Source organism: Pseudomonas karstica (assembly GCF_009707515.1).
GTDB classification, from domain to species: domain Bacteria; phylum Pseudomonadota; class Gammaproteobacteria; order Pseudomonadales; family Pseudomonadaceae; genus Aquipseudomonas; species Aquipseudomonas karstica.
In genome coordinates this window covers 14,155-32,618 of record NZ_WLYI01000005.1, presented here as the reverse complement: position 1 = coordinate 32,618, position 18,464 = coordinate 14,155, and the positions used below count along the sequence as shown (strand labels likewise).

Genomic DNA, 18,464 nt, shown 5'->3' with positions numbered 1-18,464 from the left:
GGTATCAACGGTCATCCGAGCAGGCGTACGAACGCTCACTGTTGGCGCTGCGTTATGTTAGCCGCTCGAGCAGAGCCTTTAATCTTTTTGGTCATCCAGATTCCCTGAACTGGTGAGTGAACTTGAAAAGTTCGCTGTCGCTACCGATACCCAGTTTTCGATAAGCCGATTGTTTTTGTGTACTGATCGTACTCGCACTACGCGAAAACTTTTCCGCAATTGAGTTCACGGACATACCATCAAGAAAACAACGCAGCACTTCCTGTTCTTTGGGAGTGAGACAGGCGTTCAACCGCAACGGGGTTGAAAAGTCCATTTTCAATTTCATATTCAGGACATCAAGAACTGATTGCATACCCTGCAGTGCCGGCACCATACAGGGTTGCAGGTAAATCCGGCCTTGGGCAACAGTTCGGATAGCCGTGATCAATGCAGTCAGGTTTTGAGTTTTCCCCAGGATCCCCCAACATCCGGCTTTCAAACACAGTGAAACGGTTGCAGGTGTGTAGTGCGAACACACAATCAAAGGCCTGCACTGGCTGAAACGCCGAATCAGTGCCTGGATCAAGCTGAGGCCATCGCTGTCCGACGGTGCCAGGATAAAGTCCATAACCACTACATCCGCCGACCTCTGAGCGAACGCTTCCAGCAATTCCCTACCCGTCCCGAAGGAGCCAATCACATCGAGGTCGGCCTCTTTGCTCAAGCCCAACTCGATCCCCTGCCGAACCATCTCATGGTCATCCAACAGCATGACGGTATACGTATTGGCAATTGAAGTAGGCATAAAAAGCCCCGCATAAGTGAGTACAGCACCGCACAAATAACCTTCATTGTTGCGAGCACGGTATACCCAGCCATACACAGGGTTCAATACCACAAAGCAATAAGTTCAAGCCCTACAGCAACGTCCTACAGATAAATCTTAGCACTACAGAAAAACCCTAAATTTATAAAATAAGTTTTCGAACAATCACGAGATAAAACTCGTCACTTCTCTATAGATACAACTCACGTTACAAGACAAATTAGGGTTCCCCGCCATTCGAGAAAACAGCGCTTTAACTTGCGGCGGGCCACACCTATGAATCACGACTGGAAATACCATGAAAGGGAACACTGTATCCACGGTTACGGCTGCCCTGGCCTTGACCGCCGCTGTATCACACTGCGCATACGCAACAGATGGCATTATCAATTTCAGCGGTCTGGTGACCGATGTGACCTGCACGATAGAAGGTGCAGCACCGGGCACTGGCGCAACGGTCAAGGACGTCAACCTGGGTGGAGTCTCTGCTGCACGCCTGGCAACCGCGGGTAGTCGCGCCAATCTGACGGGCTTCACCATTCGTATCGGAGGGCCAGGCGAAGGCAGTTGCACCAACGGTCGCACCGCTATGGTTGCATTTGATCCGACCAGTCCGGCCATCGATGTGGCTACCGGCCGTTTGAACATCGACGGTTACGATGACCCGTCCGACACCACCACCGCCAAGAACGTACAGGTCGAAGTGACTAATAGGGATGGCTCCCCGATTAACGTCTACACCGAAAAGTCGGCAGGCGTGGTAATCGCCGACAACCAGGCAGTCATTCCGCTGGCCGCACAAATGTACGCCAGCGGGCCTGCCACCGAAGGTACGGTCAACACCCGTGTTGGCTTTTTGGTCGAGTACGCCGAGTAAGGGAGCAGCAGGCCTTTCATGTAATGGACCTGCGGTAGCCGCGCAGGTCCCTCCCCGCTGACTCGAAGAGACTTCAGACTATGAAAAAGATGGCCTGCCAGGTGCTTGCCACCTGTGCTTGTGGGTTGTTATCGCTGCTGGCGCCTCCCTCCCATGCAGGCGTAATTATCCATGGCACACGCGTGATCTATCCGGCTGAACAGCAGGAGGTTGCGGTGCGCCTGGAGAACAAAGGCCCCCGCCCCGCGCTGGTGCAAACTTGGCTGGATACTGGCGACAGGCACTCGACACCCGCGACGGCGCAAACACCGTTCACCCTATCGCCACCGATCTTCCGTATTGAGCCTCACCAGCAACAGGCACTGCGCCTGCGCTATTCCGGCGAACCACTGCCCACCGACCGTGAAAGTCTGTTCTGGCTGAACGTACTGGAAGTGCCACCGCGCTCCGAGGATGCCGCGCAAAATAATCAGATCGAATTATCGTTTCGCACCCGTTTGCGGGTGTTCCTGCGGCCGCAGGTGCTGCCCTACCCGGTCGGCAGCGCCCCGGCAAAACTGCAATGGAAACTGGTGGCCCACGAACAAGGCTTCGCCCTGCAAGCCACCAACCCTACGCCGTACCATATTTCCCTGGCCTCGATCGACTTGCTGAGTGACGGCAAGCGGTTCAGCAAAGCGGCGAACAGGGCAGCCAATGACAGCCTGTTAATGCCGGCCGGTGACGTGAAACTGTTTGTATTGCCCCTGCTGCGCAATCGCCCCAGCGGCGTAACCACAGTCGAGTTCACCACCGTCAGCGACTTTGGTGCCCGAGTGCGTCATTCGGCTAGCCTTACCCCTTCATCCGCAGGATGACTTATTGCATGAACGCGACTTCCCTTTCACTCCTGCCAGCCAAGTTAATCGTGTTGACGCTTGCGCTGTTCGGCACCGTCGCCGTGCAAGCGAGCGTTGTCATCAACAGCACCCGAATTGTCTACCCGCAGGACGACAAGGAGGTAACGATCAGGCTTGAAAACAAGAGCCTGGCACCGGTGCTGATCCAGGCGTGGCTCGACAGCGGCGATGAACACTCAACGCCGGAGCTGGCTGCAATACCCTTCGTTGCCACGCCGCCAATCTTTCGCATGGAGCCTGGGAAACAACAGGTGGTGCGCCTGGCCTATACCGGCGAAACGTTGCCGTTAACGCAGGAAAGCCTGTTCTGGTTCAACGTGCTGGAGGTGCCCTCTCAGTCGCCAGGCGCCAAACAGAGCAATCAGTTGCAGCTCGCCTTCCGCTCCCGGATCAAGCTGTTTTTACGTCCGCCGAATCTGCCTTACGACGTCGAGACAGCGCCTGGAAAATTGCAGTGGCGGCACGCGCCGACCGCGCAAGGCCAGGCACTGGAAGTCTTCAATCCGACGCCTTACCACGTGACGTTCGAACAGGTCGCAGTGCTGGTAGCGGGGCAACGCCATGCTCGCGAAGCCGTTGCCTCAGGCGCCGAGAATATGGTGGTGCCCGGTGGCCGCAACCGCTTTGAGTTCCCCAGCCTCAAAACACCGCTGAACACCGCAGCAACCGTAGAGTTTCAGACCCTCGACGATTTTGGGGTAAAGGTCCCCCACAGCGCTAAGGTCTCCCCATGACACTCCAGACACGCTGCATTCCACCGTAGCTTCGCAACATCCAGCCATCGGCTGGCCACGTTATTCGCTTCATCTCACACCTTCGGCCGATGCCCATTTATGGGGGCAGAACCTCCCGATGCCGAAATTCGGACAGCACCTGTTTTTGGAACGCTAAACATGAGTTTGAATACACCAGCCAGCGTAAGGAGCGGGTCCCTGCCACGTCACCGTTTCAAGTTTACGGTGCACAGCCTGCTGCTGGTGAGCGGCGCTCATGCCGTGGGCGCCCACAGTGCCGAACATGTCGAGTTCAATCCGGCCTTCTTTGCGGATGGAGCGGCCGGCTTGCAGGTCAATATCGCAAAATTCAGCCAAGGCAATGTCGTACTGCCCGGCAGCTACCGTACAGACGTGCACCTCAACGGCCAGTGGATCGGGCGCGAAACCTTGACCTTCGCCGCGGTCGAAGGCCAGAAGGCGGCGCAGTTGTGCCTGGAGCGTGATGCGCTGCTCAGGTTCGGCATCGACTTGGACACTGTCGAACAGCAGCCCGTCGAAGCCGATAAACCACCCACGCCCCCATTTGCCCACTGCGCCGATATTGCGACCTACCTGCCAGGCGCCAGCAGCCAATTTGACTCAGGCGAAACCCACCTGGACTTGCAGGTGCCGCAGGTTTACCTGGCGCGCAAGGCGCGGGGCTATGTCGATCCGCAACACTGGGACGGCGGGATCAATGCCGCCTTTGTGCGTTACAACGCCAATACATTTTCCACCCAGGCCCATGGTCGTTCGCTCAGTTCCAATTACCTGGGCCTGAATACCGGGCTCAATCTTGGCGATTGGCACTGGCGCCACAACGGCAACTACAGCCAGTCCGATACCACCTCGGGTTATCAAAGCAGCGCCACCTATGTGCAGCGCGAATTGAGCACGTTGCAATCACAGCTGATGGTGGGCGAAATCTACACCCCGGGGGAGCTGTTCGACAGTGTGCGTCTGCAGGGCGCCAGCCTGTCCAGCGATGACCGGATGCTGCCTGATTCCCTGACAGGATTTGCGCCGGTGGTGCGCGGCGTCGCCGAAACCAATGCCCGGGTCAGTATGCGCCAGCGCGGCGTGTTATTGGACGAAGTGTCTGTAGCGCCCGGCCCCTTTGCACTCAATGATTTGTTTCCCACCGGCTATGGGGGCGACCTGAACGTCACGATCACCGAGGCCGATGGGCGCCAACGCGAGTTCATCGTACCGTTCGCCGCTAACGCCAACCTGCTGCGTCCCGGCTACCACCGCTATTCGTTGAGTGTTGGCCAATTGGATGAGATTGGCCTGCGTCACCCACCCACACTGATGCAGGCAACGTATCAGCACGGCCTGAGCAATCTGCTGACCGGATACACCGGCGCGGTAATGGGTGACGACTACCAATCGCAGTTGCTGGGCGCGGCATTCAATACCCCATTAGGTGCGTTGTCTTTTGACCTGACCCACTCGTACGCCCATCTGCCGGGTCACGGCTCACGTGAGGGGCAAAGCGTACAACTGCGCTACAGCAAGAACTTCGCGGATACCGGCACCCACTTTGCCCTCGGGGCGTACCGGTACTCCACTGAAGGCTTCCTGAGTGTGGGCGATGCCGCACGCGTTTGTGACCTCGCCATCGACGGGCTGGGCCTGGACAGGGTATGGCACCTGCGCGACAGGATGGATATCAGCCTCAACCAAAGCCTGGGCAACGGCTCGGTCTATCTGACCGGCTCTTCGCAAAACTATTGGAACCGCACAAATGGCAACCTGACCTTCACCGCAGGGCATAGCGGCACCTGGAAGGGGTTTCATTACACCCTCAGTGCCCAGCGCAGCCGTGATTTGCTGAGCGAAAGAGTCGACAAGCAGGTGGACTTCACCTTGAGCTTGCCACTGGGCAACGGCGCACGTTCGCCAACCTTGACCACCACGGCCTACCGCGGCGATCAAAGCAGCGGCGAGCGCGTCAGCCTGGGCGGCAGCCTTGGCGAGCGCAGTGAGTTGAGCTACAGCGTGAATGCCAGCCAGGCTCAGGGCAGCGGCAACGCCACCAGTGCCGACATGAAATACCAGACAAACCATGGCCTGCTGTCCGCAGGTTATGGTCAGAGCAACGCCTACCGTTCGACATCGCTTGGCATGACCGGCGGTATTGTCGCCCATACCGGCGGCGTGATTTTCGCCCCAGAGCTAGGCGATACCATCGGCATCGTCCAGGCGCCCGACGCCCAGGGCGCGCGGATCAATGGCAATCACAGTGCACAGGTCGGAAAAAGCGGCTTTGCCGTGGTACCCCACCTGACCCCATATCGCCAGAACGTCGTCGAATTGGACGCCAAAGACTTGTCCGTCGATGTCGAACTCAAGACCGCAGCTCAACACGTGGCCCCCCGAGCCGGTTCGGTGGTGAAGCTGCAATTCGAGACCGTCAGCGGCCAGGCTTTTTTAATCACGGCACTGCGCGAGGATGGCAGCCCGTTGCCGTTTGGTTCGGATGTATTCGATGAGGATGGCGCCAGCGTCGGGATTGTCGGGCAGGGCGGCAAGGCGTTTGTGCGCCTGTCTCGCACCCTGGGGAAATTGACCGTCAAGTGGGGCTCAAATACCGATGCCGCATGCCGGCTCCACTACGACTCGGGCGCACGCAGTGGAGCGGATGGTCCCAACCGTTTGCGTCATCTGCACGCCGACATTTGTCAGGCCGATGTAGCTATCGCAGTGCAGCAAGTACCCACGAGAGAGAAGGGTGATGCAAACGGTTGATGAAGCACAGAGAAGCCCGCCCGATGCGATGCCGGGCTGCACATGCCCTATTTCTTATCCCGGAACGAAGATGAAGCCCTCGATTAAACTCATTTCAACCCTGCTGACGCTTGGTATGCCGATCACTGCACAAGCGGCGTGCGACAGTTATATGAACTCCGAACATGGCCTCACCCTTCCGGCCACTATTACCGTACCGGATAGTCTTCCCGTGGGAGGTGAAATCATCAGGCGGCCTTTCAGCGGCGTTGTCCCAGGTCGCTTCATGAATTGCCCCACCGCCACTCTGATATCGATTTACGGCCGCTATAGCGGACTTACACACCCGGCAACCCAATCGCATCGCACCGAAGTGCCAGGCGTTGGTATTCGAATCAGAATCACCGATGCCCGCCAATTGACCCATTACTACGGGCTACAGAGCGGTGATGCCGTGCAGCCGCCCGGAATGCATCCCATCTTCACAAATGCGGAGGCAGTCTTCATCAAAACCGGGCCTGTAACAGACGGGGTAGTGCCAGCCGCAACGCTTTTCAGCTGGTCAATAAGAGTCGGGGCAAGTACTCCAGGCCGTTTTCTGCTTCGGCTCAACAACCCGGTGCGCTTCGTCAGCCCCGCCGCCACCTGCGACCTGGCGGCCGGTGACGTCAATCGCACGATCTCACTCGGCCCCGTGCAAGTCAGCGCATTTCAAAATGTCACCACCGCAGGCGCACGCGACTTCGAGCTCACCGCGAACTGCAGCGATGCCTCCAACGTGACCTTCAGCTTTTCCGGCCCCCCCGCACCCGGGAATGACCAACTCTTCGCCAATACGGGCACTGCCGGTGGAGTAGCGCTGTGGCTGTATTCACGCATCGGAGGGGGTATCCAGAACATTCCCGCCAACGGCACCGAAAACGCACGCACGCTGGTTGTTTCCGGCAATCGGGCGGTCTTGCCGCTCGGCGCTGCCTATCACAAAAACGGCACGGTCAGCCAAGGCACACTCGTCAGCACCGCCACCGTCAACATCACCTATAACTGAAGCCCTGAGGATTATTTATGAGCATCCGAACGCTGCCGCTACTGCTGGCAATCACTGCGAGCCTGGCCGCCAACACCGTACAGGCTGCTACAACGGGCATCCTGCGCTTTGAGGGCCAGGTCAACGCCGGTACATGTGACCTGGCCGCCGGCGACGTGAACCGCACCGTAACCCTGCCGACCATCAAGGTTTCAGACTTCGATGCCGCCCCCAGCGCGGGATCGTACGATTTCGAGATCTCTGCCGACTGCGAATCGGATATACGCAACGTCATGTTCCTGTTCACGGGGACACCCTCCGAGGGGAACCCCGCGCTGTTTTCCAATACGGGGACCTCAGGGGGCACTGCCCTCTGGTTGTTACACCGCGCATCCCCCACTTATGCGATCCCCGCCAATGGCACGGTCGCCCAGCGCAGCCGTACGATTGCGACGAGCAGCAACAAGGCCGTGCTACCGCTCACAGCGGCGTACTACAAAACCGGCGCAGCGATCACCCAAGGCACCCTGGCCAGCGCCGTTACCGTTTCTATCACCTACAACTGACGGGTTCTGGCGTTATCGCCTGAGCAGATACACGACGCGCGCGCGAAAAAATGCCCGACCTTCGCAGGCCGGGCATTTTTGTGTGCCCCGGAAAAATCAGGACTGACTGGATGACGTCGAAGTTGCAGCAGCAGGCGGCGGGGCGGACACCGAGTTGGCTGTCGAAGCGGTTGGCGCCGGAGTTGCGGGCTTGGCCGCAACAGCGGGCTTGGGCGCTGCTGGTTTTTTCGCTACAGCTGGCTTCTTCGCCACAGCAGGTTTCGCTGCTGGCTTGGTTGCTGCAGGTTTCGCGGCAGCAGGCTTGGCAGCGGGTTTCACGGCGGCGGGCTTAGCTGCAGGTTTCGCAGCAGCTGGCTTGACTGCGGGTTTCGCGGCGACGGGCTTAGCTGCAGGTTTCGCAGCAGCTGGCTTGGCTGCGGGTTTAGCGGCAGCGGTTTTAGCCGCAGGTTTGGCGGCGGACTTGACGGCCGGTTTTGCTGCAGCCTTGGCCGCAGGTTTAGCGGCTGGTTTGGCAACTGCTTTAGCGGCCACTGGTTTGGCGGCGGGCCTGGCAGTTGGTTTGGCCGCTGCGGTTTTTGCTACTGGCTTGGCAGCAGCTTTCGCCGGAGCCTTGGTCGCTGGTTTGGCAGCCGGCTTGGCGGCAGCTTTCACCAGAGGCTTGGCTGCCGTTTTCGCGGCTGGCTTGGAAGCAGCGGATTTAGCGACAGGCTTGGCAGCAGGTTTAGCGGCTGCGGTTTTTACCGGAGTCGCTTTGGCACCGGTAAGTTTTTCGATTTGCCTGGTCAGGGTATCGACCTTGCTGTGCAGCGCCTTCACTTCAGTACGGCTAGGTACGCCCAGTCGCGAAATGGCACTGTTGAGGCGTTTGTCCAGGGCCCCCTCGAGCTCACCCCAAGTACCCAGTACCTGTTTCTTCGCATCACTGATGCGCGAACCTGCAGTCGCTTTGGCAGTATCAACTTGTTTACCCACTGTGCTCTTGGTCAACTTTTCGGCCTTTTCGCCGTCCTTGACCAAAGTCTCGAAGTACTTGCCGCCGTCACTGCTGACCTTCGAGTACACGCCTAAACCAGCAAGCCAGATCTTGCGGGAGTATTTTTCAACTTCCCCGACCCACGAGCTGCCTTCTTTCTGAGCATTCTTTTTAACAGCCATCCCGTTGTCTCCTTAATGTTTACGCGCGACACGTTCGAGCAATGCCGTCAGCTCATCGAGCTTAGCAGAGAGTGTCTCCACATCATGTTTAGACGCAATGCCGATTCGATTCAAGGCACTTGCAACACGCGCATCAAAAGCTTTCTCGACTTTGACCAGTTGCCTGTCGACTCGACCTTTGACGTTGGAGACATCGCGCCCGACTTGTTCAATCTGACTGTTGGCGGCGTCCTGTTGTTCAACTACAACTTTTTTACCTTTACCTTCAATAAGTTGACCGGTCTTGATGAGCTCTTTGAAGTATTCGCTGCCGACCTTGGAATACGCCCCCAGGCCCACCAGCCAGATCTTGCGGGCATAGGTTTTAACGTCACTCAAGGCGCTAGTCGACGCAGTAATTTTTTCTTCAAAATAACGTTGGCCATGTGTACCTCACGCATAAAAGGGTGGAGGAACTGCCCACAGAGTTGAGGGCCTGAGCACAAAGTAGGGAGAAAAATTAGAATCGGCACCCTAAGAACAGAGAGCCTGCAGCCGCTGCCGAGGTACGAGGCTGCGATAGGGGCCGCAGGACCTTCAGCGGTTTCAAGGTGCTTCGCAGTCGATCGCAGGCTACGCCAGCGGCTACGCGTTTGAGTCAGGCCAGGGCCTTATCCAAAGCCTTCTCGATTTCAGACTTGATGGTGCCACTCATGGCCGACATCAACAGGCCAAGTTCGACATCGATACGCAGAGAGTCTTCAGCGACTTTCACACTGCCCTTTACCCCTGAGCGTTTGAGGTTCAGCGTGTCGCCGGACCACGAAGGCTCCAGGCCGTATCGGTCTTTCAGTTTCTGCGCCAACTTCTCGGCCTTCGCCCGCGCAGCTTCCTTGCCCAGCGTATGTGCACGCTCAACTGTTATACGGGCCATTGGCATCATTCCTCTTTTAAGACTTGAAAACCTTCCATGTGGCAAAAGGTCTCGGTGGTCGCCTATCTTACCTTCACCCTTGCCAAGACAAAGCATGCCTTGGGGATTAGAATGTCCCGCATTCTCTTTTGGTGACAGCGATATGACTGATCAGCGCAAAGGCAGCGATGCCGAACCCACCACTCACTTCGGCTTCAAGAACGTCCCGGAAAGCCAGAAAGCGGAAAAAGTCGCTGAGGTTTTCCACTCGGTGGCCGCCAAGTACGACCTGATGAACGATGTGCTGTCCGGCGGCATGCACCGCCTGTGGAAGCGCTTCACCATCGAGTTGTCCGGCGTACGTACCGGCAACCGCGTGTTGGATATTGCCGGTGGCACCGGCGATCTGGCAGCGAAGTTTTCCCATCTGGTGGGGCCGACTGGCCAAGTAGTCCTGGCCGATATCAACGGCTCGATGCTCAAGGTCGGTCGCGACCGCCTGCTGGACAAAGGCGTGGCCGGCAATATCGAGTTCGTCCAGGCCGACGCTGAAAAGCTGCCGTTCCCGGACAATCACTTTGATTGCGTGACCATCGCCTTCGGCCTGCGCAACGTCACCCACAAGGAAGACGCCCTGCGCTCGATGCTGCGAGTACTCAAGCCCGGCGGTCGCCTGTTGGTGCTGGAGTTCTCCAAGCCGACCAATGCGCTGATGTCCAAGGTCTACGACACCTACTCGTTCGCCTTCATGCCGCTGATGGGCAAGTTGATCACCAATGATGCCGAAAGCTATCGCTACCTGGCCGAATCGATCCGCATGCACCCGAACCAGGAGACACTGAAGTCGATGATGGTAGACGCCGGTTTTGACCGCGTGACCTATCACAACATGACTTCAGGCATCGTTGCCCTGCACCGCGGCATCAAGCCCTGATGCTGCTCGCAGGCCTTCTCGCCAGCGCAGAACACGGCCTCAACCGTGTTCTGCGCCTGGACAGCACGGCCCTGGCGCGGATGGCGCACTTGAACGGCAAGGTCATTGCTGTCGGCTGCTCCAGCCCCGCGTTGCAGCTGTATATCCTGCCCAGCGATGAAGGCCTGTTGCTGGCGACCCAATGGGCCGCCGATGCCGACTGCACCTTGCGCGCGCCGGCTGCAAGCCTGCTGCGCCTGGCGTTGAGCCGGGACAAAACGGCTATTCTCCACGGCCCGGACGTCACGCTGGAAGGTGACAGCGCGGTGCTCATGGACCTGGCCGCGGTGTTGCAAGACCTGGAACTGGACTGGGAATACGAACTGTCCCGCTGGCTCGGCCCGGTGGCCACGCAATTGATCAGTGGTCACCTGCGCAGCCGCACACGCTGGTACCAGCAGGGTTTCGCCAGCCTGAACCAGAACCTCGCCGAATACTTGAGCGAAGAATCGCGCACCCTGGTGGGTCAACGGGAGGCCGAAGCGCGCTTTCGTGAACTCGACCAGGCCAAACTCGACCTGGAACGTCTTGAGGCGCGCTTCGAGCGCCTGAGCCAATCCCTTGATTCAAGCGATCACGCATGAAGCTGCTTGCCGTCCGCCGTTTGTTTCGTATCCAGCGCGTCGTAATCCGCTACCGCCTTGATGACCTGCTGTTTGCACTGCCGCTGCCATGGTTGCTGCTGGCCGTGCGCTATGTACTGCCGTGGCGCTGGTTCCCGCGCAAACCACTGGACCTGAGCCGAGGTGCCCGGCTGCGCCTGGCGCTGCAGGACCTGGGGCCGATTTTCATCAAGTTCGGGCAGATCCTGTCCACCCGCCGCGACCTGCTGCCTGAAGACATTGCCGACGAACTGATGCTGTTGCAGGACCGTGTGCCGCCGTTTGATTCGCAGCAATCGGTCAAGCTGATCGAAGAACAGCTCGGCAAGAAGATCAGCGAAGTGTTCAGCCGCTTCGACATCGAGCCACTGGCATCAGCTTCGGTAGCCCAGGTTCACGCCGCACAGCTGAAAAGCGGCGAAGAGGTGGTGGTCAAGGTGATCCGCCCTGGCCTCAAGCCGATCATCGGCCAGGACCTGGCATGGCTGTTCATTCTTGCCCGCGCCGCCGAACGTTTCTCCGCCGATGCTCGGCTGCTGCATCCGGTGGATGTGGTCGCCGACTACGAAAAAACCATCTACGACGAACTCGACCTGCTGCGTGAAGCCGCCAATGCCAGCCAGCTCAAGCGCAACTTCGAAGGCTCGCCTTTGTTGTACGTGCCGCAAGTCTATTGGGATTGGTGCCGCCCCAAAGTGCTGGTGATGGAGCGTATCTACGGGATCCAGGTCACCGACTTTGCAACCCTGGCCGACCAGCGCACCGACATGAAAATGCTCGCTGAGCGCGGCGTGGAGATATTCTTCACCCAAGTGTTCCGCGACAGTTTCTTCCACGCCGACATGCACCCCGGCAACATCTTCGTCAGCACCGTAAGCCCGTGGAGCCCGCAGTACATTGCGATCGACTGTGGCATCGTCGGCAGCCTGACGCCTGAAGACCAGGACTACCTGGCCCGCAACCTGTTCGCCTTCTTCAAGCGCGACTACCGTCGTGTGGCGCAGTTGCACATCGATTCGGGCTGGGTCCCGGCAGAAACCAAGCTCAACGAGTTCGAAGCGGCGATCCGTACCGTGTGCGAGCCGATCTTTGAAAAACCATTAAAGGAAATTTCCTTCGGCCAGGTGCTGATGCGTCTGTTCCAAACTGCCCGGCGCTTCAATATGGAAGTGCAACCACAGCTTGTCCTTCTACAGAAAACCCTGCTCAACATCGAAGGCCTGGGCCGCCAGCTGTACCCGGACCTGGACCTGTGGAACACTGCCCAGCCGTTCCTCGAACGCTGGATGCGCGAACGGGTCAGCCCAAAGGCCCTGCTGGGCAACCTGCAAAGCCAGGTCGAGCAACTGCCGCACCTGGCCAATATGACCCGCGACCTGCTGGAACGCATGTCCCAACCCCATACCAAGAATCCGGCACCTGCGTGGCATAAACGCAAGGACGACTGGTTCCTGCGCCTTTTGGGCGCCGCTCACCTGACCGGTGGCGCGATACTCGCCACCGGCGGGCCGCTGGACCAACTGGGACACTGGCCTGCAGGGATCATGGCCGCCGTGGGTGTGTATCTGATCGTGCGTCGGTAGCCCGTCCGGTTATACACTGTCGTAAATTGCCGAGGCTGACAGGCCCTGGTTGTCGGAGTCGAACATGAAAGACTGGCTGAACGAGATCAAGTGGGACAGTGACGGCCTGGTGCCGGCCATTGCCCAGGACTACAAGACCGGGCGCGTGCTGATGATGGCCTGGATGAACCGCGAGGCCTTGCGCCTCACTGCCACTGAGAACCGCGCCATCTATTGGTCACGTTCCCGTGGCAAACTGTGGCGCAAGGGTGAAGAGTCTGGGCATGTGCAGGTCTTGCACGAGATGCGTATCGACTGCGACGCCGATGTGGTGATCCTCAAGGTCGAGCAAATCGGCGACATCGCCTGTCATACCGGCCGTCATAGCTGCTTCTACCGCGTGTTCGAAAACGGCACTTGGAAGACCGTCGAGCCCGTGCTCAAAGACCCCCACGCTATCTATTCGCCAGGACACTGAACATGAGCGATACCCTAGACCGCCTGGCCCAGGTACTGGAAGACCGCAAAGGCGCGGCCGCCGACAGCTCCTACGTCGCCAGCCTGTACCACAAGGGCCTGAACAAGATTCTGGAAAAGCTCGGCGAAGAGTCCGTCGAGACTATTATTGCTGCCAAGGACGCGCAAATCAGCGGCGACTGCAGCGATGTAATCTATGAAACTGCTGATCTTTGGTTTCACAGCCTGGTCATGCTCGCCCAACTGGGGCAGCATCCGCAGGCCGTGCTTGATGAACTGGACCGTCGCTTCGGCTTGTCCGGGCACGCCGAAAAGGCCTCGCGGCCGTCCGCCTGAATAATCTCTAGAGAGGAATTGCAGCATGGGCATTTTTGACTGGAAACACTGGATCGTCATTCTGGTAGTCGTTGTGCTGGTGTTCGGCACCAAGAAGTTGAAGAACCTGGGCACTGACGTTGGCGAATCCATCAAGGGCTTTCGCAAGGCCATGAACGACGATGAAAAGCCGGCCGACCCTGCCGCCAACCCGACTTCCCCGGCGCAGCCTGTCCATCCGCAGGCCCCCCAGCCGATCAGCGAGCGTCGTACTTTCGATGTCCAGGCCGAGAAAGTCCAAGAGCCGACCCGTAAAGACTCGTGAGCACTGACTAATGTTTGGTATCAGCTTCACTGAACTGCTACTCGTCGGCCTCGTCGCCCTATTGGTATTGGGGCCCGAACGCCTGCCCGGCGCTGCGCGCACGGCCGGCCTGTGGATCGGGCGCCTGAAACGCAGCTTCAACTCCATCAAACAGGAAGTTGAACGGGAAATCGGTGCCGACGAGATTCGCCGGCAACTGCACAACGAGCACATTCTGTCTCTGGAGCAGGAAGCCCGGAAGATTCTGGCTCCACAGCAGCAGGCCGTCACGCCCATTGAGCCTGCTCCCGAGCAAAGTATTGCCCCGCCCCCGGCAGTGGATATCACACCGCCCGCAGCTCCAGCCGTTACACCGACAGAACCTGCGCCGACGCCCGTCTCGTCGCCCGCTCCCCAAGACCCTACATTGCCGCCGCGAGCCCCATGAGCGTTGATAAACCGGAAAACGATCAGCACATGCCGCTGGTCTCGCACCTCACCGAGCTGCGCACCCGCCTGCTGCGTTGTGTCGCGGCGATCTTCGTAATCTTCGCCGGGTTGTTTGCCTTTACCCAGCAGATCTACACCTTTGTCTCCACACCGCTGCGCGACTACTTGCCGGCGGGCGCGACGATGATCGCCACCGATGTATCGTCGCCGTTCCTCACGCCGTTGAAGTTGACGATGATGGTGTCGCTGTTCCTCGCGATCCCGGTGATCCTGCATCAGATCTGGGGTTTTATAGCGCCGGGCCTGTACAAGCATGAGAAACGCATTGCGGTGCCACTGCTGGCGTCCAGCATCCTGTTGTTCTACACCGGAATGGCTTTCGCTTACTTCCTGGTGTTCCCACTGATCTTCAAGTTCTTCGCGGCGGCCACACCGGCCGGTGTAGAAATGATGACCGACATCACCAGCTATCTCGATTTCGTGATGACGCTGTTTTTCGCCTTTGGCGTGGCCTTCGAGATTCCGGTGGCTGTGGTGCTGCTGGTATGGATCGGCGTGGTCGACGTCAAATACCTGCGCAAGATCCGCCCGTACGTGATCATCGGCTGCTTCGTGGTCGGCATGATCCTGACGCCACCGGACATTTTCTCCCAAACCCTGCTGGCGGTGCCGATGTGGATGTTGTTCGAGATTGGCATCCTGTTTGGCAGCCTGGTCAGTAAGCGTGGCGACCATCCGGATGACCAGCCCGCCGACGACGAACAGCCACCAGCAACTCAACCGTGAACCTGTTGCTGCTTGAGGAGGCCGACTTTATCGCGGCCGACCGGGTGATCCTGCGCGACCGGCGCCTGATACACATGCAGGAAGTCCACCGCGCTGCGGTGGGCGACAGTCTGCGCGTCGGACGGATTGGTGGCTTGATGGGCAACGCCCAATTGCTGCGCCTGGAAACCCATGAGGCAGAGTTGCAGGTCAGCCTCGATCAGCCGGCACCGGCGAAACTTCCGTTGACCCTGCTGCTGGCCCTGCCCCGTCCAAAAATGCTCCGTCGAGTGCTGCAAACCGTGGCATCCATGGGCGTGCCACGGGTAGTGCTGGTCAATAGCTATCGGGTGGAGAAAAGCTTCTGGCAAACACCGTTCCTGGAACCGCAAGCCATTCGTGAACAGTTGATCCTTGGCCTGGAACAAGCCCGGGACACGGTACTGCCAGAAATCGTCATCGAAAAACGCTTCAAGCCTTTCGTCGAAGACCGTTTGCCGGCCCTGGTCCATAACACCCTCGGCCTGATCGGCCACCCCGGCGACTATCCACCCTGCCCCCGTGGGCTGGATGAACCGGTCACCCTGGCCATTGGCCCGGAAGGTGGCTGGATTCCCTATGAAGTGGACTTGCTGACCAAGGCCGGGTTACAGCCGGTGCAATTAGGTGCACGGATCCTACGCGTCGAAACCGCCGTCACCGCACTGCTCGCACGGCTGTTCTAACCCTTGTAACTGCCACGATGGATTTGTCCCTGAGGGCGGTCCTGCGGACACGCATCGCAGCCTCGTGCCTCGACAGCGGCTACAAAGACCACGCCGATCACCTGTAGCCGCTGGCGCAGCCTGCGATCGGCTGCGCAGCAGTCGCCTGGATGTTGAAATTGCTGAAGGTCCTGCGGCCCTTATCGCAGCCTCGTGCCTCGGCAGCGGCTACAAAGACCACGCCGATCACCTGTAGCCGCTGGCGCAGCCTGCGATCGTCTGCGCAGCAGTCGCCTGGATGTTGAAATTGCTGAAGGTCCTGCGGCCCTTGTCGCAGCCTCGTGCCTCGGCAGCGGCTACAAAGACCACGCCGATCACCTGTAGCCGCTGGCGCAGCCTGCGATCGGCTGCGCAGCAGTCGCCTGGATGTTGAAATTGCTGAAGGTCCTGCGGCCCTTATCGCAGCCTCGTGCCTCGACAGCGGCTACAGAATCCCTTCTGCCTGCCGATAGCCCTTGAATAAGTCCAAGCCTTGTTTCAGGGGAGTTCGCAGCATGTATCGTTGGTTAGCCGGAAAACTGGGGAATGTGAGCGTCAAGCGCAAGCTGGGTATGGGTTTTGGCCTGGTATTGATATTGACCCTGTTGATCACCTTAACTGGCTGGAGCAGCCTCGGTGGCGTGATCAGCCGTGGCGACAAGCTGGGGTTTATTTCCAGCCTCAACGAGCTGACCAAAGACTTGCGCCTGGCGCGCCTGGATTATGAAATGCGTCGTGGAGAACAAGGGCCAGCGGCGGTCAATAACTTGCTGGAACAACTGGAAAGCGGCCTGAAAACCGCTCGCACCCTGATCGAACAACCGGCCGGTATCGCCTTGATCGACGGGCAGTTGACCGCCGTTGAGCAATACAAGCGCGCGTTTATCGCCATGACCCAGGCCGGCGCCCGCCGCGAAGACGCCCGCAGCAAGCTCGGTGATACGGCCGACAATGCGGTGCTCAAGGTGGGTGAAGTTGAAACGTCGCTGCTGCAAGGCGACAGCATCAGTCAATTCAACAGCGTGGTCGGCCTGAGCAAGTTGATCCAGCAGGCGCGCTTCCAGGTCCGCGGTTACACCTACAGTGGCAAGGTTGAGGCTGAGCAGCCTGCCCTGGACGCCATCGACAATGCCCTGAAGACAATTGCCAACCTGGGCGGCCAGTTGCCGGAGCAATACCAGGCCAACCTGCAACAGGCCAGCATTTCGCTCCAGGCTTATCGCGCCGCAGTCAGCCAATACCGAGACTCACAGGTATCCAGTGCGGCAGCGTTGCAAATCATGGCCGGGCAAGGCGATATCCTGCTCGACCACAGTAAAAAACTCACGACTTCACAAACCCTCGTCCGCGACACCGATGCAGCGCAGGCCAAAAAGCTGTTGTTACTGGTCACCGCCCTGGCGTTGATCTTCGGCATCGTGGCGGCATGGGCTATTACCCGGCAGATCGTGATTCCGCTGAACCAGACCCTCGAAGTCGCCGAGCGCGTGGCCTCGGGCGACTTGAGTCATAACCTGGACTCCCAACGCCGCGACGAACTGGGCCAACTACAACGGGCCATGCAAAGCATGACCCTAGGCTTGCGGGAGTTGATCGGCGGCATCAGCGATGGGGTCACCCAGATCGCCAGCGCCGCCGAACAACTGTCGGCGGTCACCGAACAGACCAGCGCCGGGGTCAACAGCCAGAAAAACGAGACCGACCAGGTTGCCACTGCCATGAATGAAATGGCCGCCACCGTGCAAGAAGTCGCACGCAACGCTGAAGAGGCCTCTGAGGCCGCCGTCGCCGCTGACCAGCAGGCTCGCGAAGGTGACAAGGTGGTCGGCGAAGCCATCGCCCAGATCGAGCGACTGGCCAACGAGGTGGGTAACTCCACCGAAGCCATGGGCCATCTCAAGCGCGAAAGCGACAAGATCGGCAGCGTGTTGGACGTGATCAAGTCCGTGGCCCAGCAAACCAACTTGCTGGCCCTCAATGCGGCAATCGAAGCCGCCCGTGCCGGGGAAGCCGGACGGGGCTTTGCGGTGGTCGCCGACGAAGTGCGCAGCCTCGCTCAACGTACCCAGAAATCCACTGAAGAGATCGAAGAACTGATTATCGGCTTGCAAGCCGGCACCCTGCAGGTGGCAACCGTCATGGACAACAGTCGGGGCTTGACCGACAGCAGTGTCGAACTGACTCGTCGGGCCGGCAGCGCACTGGAGAACATCACCCGCACGGTCTCGGCTATCCAGGCAATGAACCAGCAAATCGCTACCGCCGCCGAACAACAAAGTGCCGTGGCCGAAGAAATCAACCGCAGCGTACTGAACGTGCGCGACGTCTCCGAACAGACGTCCGCCGCCAGTGAAGAAACAGCCGCTTCCAGTGCAGAACTGGCCCGCCTGGGGGTTTACCTGCAAAGCCTGGTCGGGCGTTTCCGCATCTGACCTTCTCTTGCGGCGCTCAATCATGGGCGCCGCGCTTTACGAACTTCTGAAATTTCCTACGCGCTTTTCAGGCGGCCATTGGCCCGTCTGACGCCGGATCGAACTAGCTTTTCACTGTCCCTGCCTTGAGGC

General features: G+C 59.0%; 19 protein-coding genes and 1 pseudogene. 16 read left to right on the top strand and 4 right to left on the bottom strand.

Translation table 11 applies throughout. From position 1 onward, the window contains the following. Positions 1–91 precede the first annotated feature (91 nt). Positions 92–787: a response regulator transcription factor gene (locus GIR22_RS05260; RefSeq protein WP_246207867.1), complete on the bottom strand. Its 696-nt coding sequence runs from the start codon at positions 785–787 to the stop codon at positions 92–94. Positions 788–1,106: 319 nt separating this feature from the next. Between GIR22_RS05260 and GIR22_RS05255 the strand changes: the two genes are divergently transcribed. From GIR22_RS05255 to GIR22_RS05230, 6 genes are all read left to right on the top strand, one after another. Continuing rightward, complete coding sequence (locus GIR22_RS05255; RefSeq protein WP_154742300.1) at positions 1,107–1,685, top strand: fimbrial protein; 579 nt, start codon at positions 1,107–1,109, stop codon at positions 1,683–1,685. 80 nt (positions 1,686–1,765) lie between these two features. After that, positions 1,766–2,542 carry a fimbria/pilus periplasmic chaperone gene (locus tag GIR22_RS05250; RefSeq protein WP_154742299.1) on the top strand — a complete coding sequence of 259 codons (777 nt, stop codon included), beginning with the start codon at positions 1,766–1,768 and terminating at the stop codon, positions 2,540–2,542. 8 nt (positions 2,543–2,550) lie between these two features. Further along, positions 2,551–3,318 (top strand): fimbrial biogenesis chaperone, encoded by a 768-nt coding sequence (locus tag GIR22_RS05245; protein ID WP_154742298.1) that lies wholly within the window; start codon positions 2,551–2,553, stop codon positions 3,316–3,318. Between the two features lie 159 nt (positions 3,319–3,477). Beyond that, complete coding sequence (locus GIR22_RS05240) at positions 3,478–6,090, top strand: fimbria/pilus outer membrane usher protein (protein ID WP_154742297.1); 2,613 nt, start codon at positions 3,478–3,480, stop codon at positions 6,088–6,090. A gap of 70 nt (positions 6,091–6,160) precedes the next feature. Further along, positions 6,161–7,117, top strand: coding sequence for a fimbrial protein (locus GIR22_RS05235; RefSeq protein ID WP_154742446.1), 957 nt, complete (start codon positions 6,161–6,163; stop codon positions 7,115–7,117). A gap of 17 nt (positions 7,118–7,134) precedes the next feature. Next, positions 7,135–7,662, top strand: coding sequence for a fimbrial protein (locus tag GIR22_RS05230; RefSeq protein WP_154742296.1), 528 nt, complete (start codon positions 7,135–7,137; stop codon positions 7,660–7,662). A gap of 96 nt (positions 7,663–7,758) precedes the next feature. Here the strand turns inward: GIR22_RS05230 and GIR22_RS05225 are convergent, their stop codons facing one another. The 3 genes and pseudogenes from GIR22_RS05225 to GIR22_RS05215 form a co-directional block, all read right to left on the bottom strand. After that, positions 7,759–8,817 (bottom strand): phasin family protein, encoded by a 1,059-nt coding sequence (locus GIR22_RS05225; RefSeq protein WP_154742295.1) that lies wholly within the window; start codon positions 8,815–8,817, stop codon positions 7,759–7,761. Positions 8,818–8,829: 12 nt separating this feature from the next. Next, positions 8,830–9,242, bottom strand: a pseudogene (locus GIR22_RS05220) (phasin family protein). 212 nt (positions 9,243–9,454) lie between these two features. Further along, complete coding sequence (locus GIR22_RS05215) at positions 9,455–9,730, bottom strand: polyhydroxyalkanoic acid system family protein (RefSeq protein WP_154742293.1); 276 nt, start codon at positions 9,728–9,730, stop codon at positions 9,455–9,457. 142 nt (positions 9,731–9,872) lie between these two features. On the opposite strand from GIR22_RS05215, the gene ubiE reads away from it, so the two are divergent. From ubiE to GIR22_RS05165, 10 genes are all read left to right on the top strand, one after another. Then, positions 9,873–10,643 carry a bifunctional demethylmenaquinone methyltransferase/2-methoxy-6-polyprenyl-1,4-benzoquinol methylase UbiE gene (ubiE, locus tag GIR22_RS05210; RefSeq protein ID WP_154742292.1) on the top strand — a complete coding sequence of 257 codons (771 nt, stop codon included), beginning with the start codon at positions 9,873–9,875 and terminating at the stop codon, positions 10,641–10,643. After that, positions 10,643–11,266 carry a ubiquinone biosynthesis accessory factor UbiJ gene (locus tag GIR22_RS05205; protein ID WP_154742291.1) on the top strand — a complete coding sequence of 208 codons (624 nt, stop codon included), beginning with the start codon at positions 10,643–10,645 and terminating at the stop codon, positions 11,264–11,266. The genes ubiE and GIR22_RS05205 overlap by 1 nt, the downstream gene beginning before the upstream one ends. Further along, the gene (gene ubiB / locus GIR22_RS05200; RefSeq protein WP_154742290.1) at positions 11,263–12,867 is read left to right on the top strand and encodes a ubiquinone biosynthesis regulatory protein kinase UbiB; all 1,605 of its coding nucleotides are present in this window, start codon (positions 11,263–11,265) and stop codon (positions 12,865–12,867) included. The genes GIR22_RS05205 and ubiB overlap by 4 nt, the downstream gene beginning before the upstream one ends. 64 nt (positions 12,868–12,931) lie before the next feature. After that, complete coding sequence (hisI, locus tag GIR22_RS05195) at positions 12,932–13,324, top strand: phosphoribosyl-AMP cyclohydrolase (RefSeq protein WP_154742289.1); 393 nt, start codon at positions 12,932–12,934, stop codon at positions 13,322–13,324. 2 nt (positions 13,325–13,326) lie between these two features. Then, positions 13,327–13,659 (top strand): phosphoribosyl-ATP diphosphatase, encoded by a 333-nt coding sequence (locus tag GIR22_RS05190; RefSeq protein ID WP_154742288.1) that lies wholly within the window; start codon positions 13,327–13,329, stop codon positions 13,657–13,659. A 25-nt stretch (positions 13,660–13,684) separates the two neighbouring features. After that, a complete protein-coding gene (locus GIR22_RS05185; RefSeq protein ID WP_154742287.1) occupies positions 13,685–13,963 on the top strand; it encodes a twin-arginine translocase TatA/TatE family subunit in 279 nt (92 codons plus the stop codon). Positions 13,964–13,973: 10 nt separating this feature from the next. Next, complete coding sequence (gene tatB / locus GIR22_RS05180; protein ID WP_154742286.1) at positions 13,974–14,390, top strand: Sec-independent protein translocase protein TatB; 417 nt, start codon at positions 13,974–13,976, stop codon at positions 14,388–14,390. Further along, a complete protein-coding gene (gene tatC / locus GIR22_RS05175; protein ID WP_154742285.1) occupies positions 14,387–15,178 on the top strand; it encodes a twin-arginine translocase subunit TatC in 792 nt (263 codons plus the stop codon). Before tatB ends, tatC begins: the two co-directional genes overlap by 4 nt. Next, positions 15,175–15,882, top strand: coding sequence for a 16S rRNA (uracil(1498)-N(3))-methyltransferase (locus GIR22_RS05170; protein ID WP_178122098.1), 708 nt, complete (start codon positions 15,175–15,177; stop codon positions 15,880–15,882). Before tatC ends, GIR22_RS05170 begins: the two co-directional genes overlap by 4 nt. A gap of 533 nt (positions 15,883–16,415) precedes the next feature. Beyond that, the gene (locus GIR22_RS05165) at positions 16,416–18,332 is read left to right on the top strand and encodes a methyl-accepting chemotaxis protein (protein ID WP_154742284.1); all 1,917 of its coding nucleotides are present in this window, start codon (positions 16,416–16,418) and stop codon (positions 18,330–18,332) included. The last annotated feature ends 132 nt before the right edge of the window (positions 18,333–18,464 follow it).